Origin of the sequence: Streptomyces glaucescens (assembly GCF_002154375.1) — a bacterium.
Lineage (GTDB): Bacteria > Actinomycetota > Actinomycetes > Streptomycetales > Streptomycetaceae > Streptomyces > Streptomyces glaucescens.
In genome coordinates, this window is record NZ_MUND01000966.1 from 1 (window position 1) to 5,076 (window position 5,076).

The following is a 5,076-nucleotide window of genomic DNA, read 5'->3' on the forward strand; positions in this document are numbered from 1 at the left end:
GAGGTGGCCGATGTTGGTCTTCACCGAGCCCAGGGCGACCCGGTGCGGCGCTGTACCGCCGGAGGTGAACGCCTCGTGCAGGGCGGCCACTTCGATGGGGTCGCCGAGTGGGGTGCCGGTGCCGTGGGCCTCGACGTAGCCGATGGTGGCGGGGTCGATCCCGGCGCGTTCGTGGGCGCGGCGGATCACGGCGGCCTGCCGTTCCTGGCTGGGGGCGGTGTAGCCGACCTTGTTCCGTCCGTCGTTGTTGATCGCCGTTGCCTTGATGACGGCGCGGACACGGTCGCCGTCGGCGAGGGCGCGGTCGAGCCGCTTGAGGACGACGATGCCGACCCCCTGGCCCTCGATGGTGCCCTGTGCGTCCGCGTCGAAGGCGCGGCAGGTGCCGTCCGGGGAGAACACCATGCCGTCCTGGTGGACGTAGCCCTCGGTGCGGAGCTTGCCGATGGAGACTCCGCCGGCCAGCGCCACGTCGCAGTCGCCCGCGAGGAGTGCCGTGCACGCCTGGTGGACCGCCACCAGCGAGGTGGAGCAGGCGGTCTGCACGGTGACGGCGGGGCCGGTCAGGCCGAGCTTGTAGGCGACCTTGGTGCACAGGAAGTTCGCCTGATTGTTGATCATCACCTGGTAGCGCGTGGCCAGGTCGGTCTCGCCGAGCGAGGGCAGCACGTGCTCCTGCGCGTAGTCGTTGTGCCCCGCGCCCGCGTACACCCCGATGTCACCGTCGTACGCGGCGGGGTCGCAGTGCGCGTCCTCCAGGGCGTGCCAGGCGCACTCCAGGAACAGCCGGTGCTGCGGATCCATGGTCCGCGCCTCGCGGGGCGAGTAGCCGAAGAACTCGGCGTCGAAGGAGCGGATGTCGCGCAGTGCGCTGCGGGCCCGGACGTATCCGGGCTGGTCGATCTCCCGCTCCGGCACGCCCGCGGCGAGCAGTTCGGCCCCCGTGAGGCGGACGACGCTGTGGTGGCCGGTGACCAGGTTGTGCCAGAACTCCTCGAGGTCGTCGGCGTCGGGGAAGCGGCCGGCCATGCCGATGACGGCGATGTCCCGGCCGTCGCCGCCGTCCCGGTGCCCGGGGGCGGCCGGGTGCGCGGCGGGCTCCAGGGGCTGCGGTTCGCCGGCGCGCCGGCCGGTGACGCTTCGGCCGGTGACGTGCGCGGCCAGGGAGGCGATGGTCGGCAGCCGGAACAGGTCGGTCAGGGTCACCGTGCGCCGGATGTCCTCCGGCAGGCGGGCATGGACCTTGGTCAGCAGGACGGAGTTGCCGCCCACGTCGAAGAAGCGGTCGTGCACGCCGACCTCGTCCAGGCCGAGGACGTCCTGCCACAGCCGGGCGAGCAGCCGTTCGGTGTCGTCCGACGGGGCCGCCGGTGTGCTGCGGGCGGCCCGGCGGCGTGCTGCGGGCAGCGCCTTGACGTCGAGCTTTCCGCTGTAGGTCAGCGGCAGCTCGGTCAGGTGCACGAGCGCGGCGGGTCGCATGTACTCCGGCAGCAGGGTGGCCAGGTGGGCGCGGAGCGCGTCCTCGCCGAGAGCCCGGTCCGCGACGTAGTAGCCGATCAGGCTGCGGGCGCTGTCCGGGGTGTCGGCGGAGCCGTCGAGGGAGCCGACGACGACGGCGCTCTGCCGCACCCCCTCGAACGACACCAGCGCGCTCTCCACCTCGCCGAGTTCGATGCGGTGGCCGCGCAGCTTGATCTGGTCGTCGGCGCGGCCGACGAACTCGATCTCCCCGTCGTCCCGTCGGCGTGCCAGGTCGCCGGTGCGGTAGAGACGGCCGAACCCGGCGGCGGACGCGTCCACGAAGCGGTCCCGTGTCAGTTCCGGGTCACCGAGGTAGCCGCGGGCGAGGGCGGCACCCCCCAGGTACAGTTCGCCGATCGCGCCGGGGGGCAACGGCCGCAGCCGGGCGTCGAGGACATGCGCCGTCTCGTTCGGCAGGGGCCGGCCGATCGTGACCAGGAGCGGGCCGTCGGCGTCCGCGGCCGTGTAGGCGCGGGAGGTGGACCAGATGGTGGTCTCGGTGGGGCCGTAGACGTTGACCACGCGCGGGCAGCGGCGCAGCGCCGCGCGCAGCAGATGCCTGTCCAGGCGTTCCCCGCCGACCAGCAGCTGGGTGTCCCCGAGGCCGCGCAGCGCGGGCAGCGTCATCTCCAGCAGGCTGGGCGTCATCTGGACGAAGTCGTAGAAGGAGCAGTCCAGTTCGGCCACCGGATGGTCGCCGACGGTCGTGCTGCCGCCGCCGAGCAGCGTCAGGCCGTACTCGAGTCCGAAGATGTCGAAGACGTAGTTGGTCAGGCTGTAGGTGTGCAGCGGGCCGGCCTCGGGAAAGTGGCGGCGCCGCAGGGCCGCCATGGTGGTGGTGAAGGCCCGGTGCTCCACCATCACGCCCTTGGGCTGTCCGGTGGTGCCGGACGTGTACAGGACGTAGGCGAGCGAGTCCCCGGTGACGGGCAGGTCCAGGTCGTCGGGGCGCTCGGCGGCGCACGCCGCCCGCGTCTCGGGGGCATCGACGGCGAGCACGGTCAGGCCGGGGAACCGTGCGGTCAGCCGGTCGCGGTGGCGGGCGTGGGTGAGCAGCAGGCGGGCGCCGCTGCCGTCGGCGATCCGGGCGATGCGCTCGTCCGGGTAGCCGGGGTCGAGCGGCACGTAGGCGCAGCCCGCCTTGAGGACGGCGAGCAGGCCGGTGACGGTGTCGGTGCCGCGGTCGAGCAGCAGCAGGACCGGCTCCTCGGGGGCGAGCGGAACCTGCCGCCGGGCCACGCGGGCCAGCCGGTTGGCCGCCGTGTTGAGTTCCGCGTACGTCAGGGTGGTGCCGCCGTGGGTGACCGCGGGCGCGGCGGGAGTGCGGGCGGCCTGTGCCTCGAAGGCGCGGTGGATGACCGGTTCGGCGGGCTCCGCGGTGCCGCTGTCGTTCCACTCGGCCTCGTCCCGCGGGGCCGTCCGCGGTGCGGTGAGCAGCACGTCCGACGGGGAGACACCGGGGTCGCCGGCGACGGTGCGCAGCACCGTCTCCATTCCGGCCAGCAGGCGGCGGGCCGTCCCGGGCGCGAACAGCTCTCCGGCGTGGTCCAGGACGAGCGTGACGTGCCCGTCCTGTTCGGTCACCGACACCACCAGCGGGTAGTCGCGCTTCTGGTGCCGGAAGCGGAAGCGGGGCCGCAGCCGCCGCTCGTGCCGCTCGTCGGTGACGGCCGGATAGTTCTCGTAGATGAACAGGCTGTCGAACAGCCGCCGCCCGCCGGTCTGGAGGGCGGCGAGGTCGACGCTGCCGCGGCGGCTGATCTCGTGCAGGTCGTCCTGGAGCCGCTGGACCTCTTCGATCGCGCTGTCGGCGCCGGTGCCGTGGCGGGCGATCAGCGGGACGGTGCTCAGGTAGAGGCCGACGGACGTCTCGATGCCGTCGACGGGCACGTCGCGCCCGGCGAGCACGGTGCCGACGACGGTGGTGTCGGCCCGGCCGTAGCAGCCGAGCACCTTGTGCCAGGCGTACTGGAGCAGCGCGTTGAGGGTGACCCCGTGGTCCTGGGCGACGGTGCGCAGCCCCGTGAGCAGGTCGGGGGGCAGCGGCAGCGTCTGCTGCTCCTGGTGCAGGACGCGCCGGTGAGTGGCGAGGTCCGTGCCGCGGGCCTCGGGCCGCAGCAGCCCGCCGAGGTCGCAGCCGTCGCCGGCGTCCGCGACGTAGGCGCGCCAGAACGCGTCGTGGGCGTGGGCGCTGTGCCGCAGGCCGCGCTGCACCGCGGCGTAGTCGTCGCCGGCCTGGGCCACGGGGCGGCCGTCGCGCAGCGCGAGGTAGGCGTCGTGCAGGGCGCGCAGCAGCAGCGGGCTGCTCCAGCCGTCCAGGATCGCGTGATGCGTGTTGAGCACGCAGGTGAAGCGCTCCGCGTCCTGCTTGACGAGGTGGACCCGGAACAGACCACTGACCCGCAGATCGTACGGCGTGGCACGGTCGCTCTCCAGCAGCGCCTGGAAGGCGGCGTCGCGCGCGGCGGTGTCCCGGTGGCCGCTGAGGTCCAGGTACTGCCAGGTCAGCGGCGCCTCGCGGTCGACGACCTGCACCATCTCGTGCTGCCAGTCGAACCGCAGTCGCAGCGCGGCGAAGTCCCGCTGCACGTGCTCCCACGCCGCGCGGTACAGGTCCGGGTCGAGGGCGGTCTCGTAGTCCCAGACCGCCTGTACCCGGTAGGCGTCGTCGATGTCGCCCTGGGCGACGGCGTGCTGGATGAATCCCTGCTGGAGGCTGGTGGCGGCGAAGACGCCGTCCAGTTCGCGGTCGGCCTGGAGCCGGTCGAGGTGCTCCTGGGGCAGCAGTCCGTCGATGTCGCTCACCGTGAGGTGGGTGCGGGTGCCGCGTGCCGTGGTGTCGACCAGCGCGGTCAGCCGGTCCTCGAAGGCCCGGGCGATCCGGCGGGCGTCGGGCTCGGGCAGCCGGCAGGAGAGCGTGAACCGCAGCTGCCCCTCCCTCACCATGCCGGTGGCGGTGACCGCGTACGGCAGCAGGTTGTCCGGGTGGCTCCAGTCGCCGCCGGGCTCCGTGGTGATCTGCCAGGGGCCGGTGGCGGCGTCGAGGCGCCCCAGGTAGTTGAAGCACACGCGGGGCAACGGCCGGTCGTAGCCGCACAGGGGGCCGTGGCCGAGGCCCTTCCCGGGCACGGTGCGCAGCCCGTCCTTGACGGATGCCAGGGTGCGCCGGGCGTCGTCGTACGTCTCCACGCGCACCGGGTGGAGGGTGGTGAACCAGCCGAGCGTGCGGCTGACGTCGAGACCGGGTTCGAAGTCCTCGCGGCCGTGCCCCTCCACCATCAGATGCTGCACCGGCCGGCCGGTCACGTCGGCCAGGGCCTGCGTGAACGCGGCGAGCAGGAACTCGTCGACGCGCGTGCCGTGAACGCGCTGGCAGTCACCGAGGAGCTGTGCGGTACGGGAGGCGTCGAGCGTGACGTGGGTGTCCACCAGGGCGCCCGTGTCCTGTCGCAGCACGGGGGCCTCGTCGAGGTCGGTGAGGAGGTCCTCCCAGTAGGCCCTCTCCTCCGGCCGCCGACGGGCGTACTCGGCCATCGCCTGCGACCACTGCCGGTA

Annotated in this window: 1 protein-coding gene; it reads right to left on the bottom strand. The window is 73.3% G+C overall.

Annotation, left to right across the window (positions count from 1 at the left end; all coding sequences use genetic code 11):
• On the bottom strand, nucleotides 1-5,076 hold a 5,076-nt coding region (locus CCN42_RS39810; protein ID WP_143662217.1), incomplete at both ends, for a non-ribosomal peptide synthetase.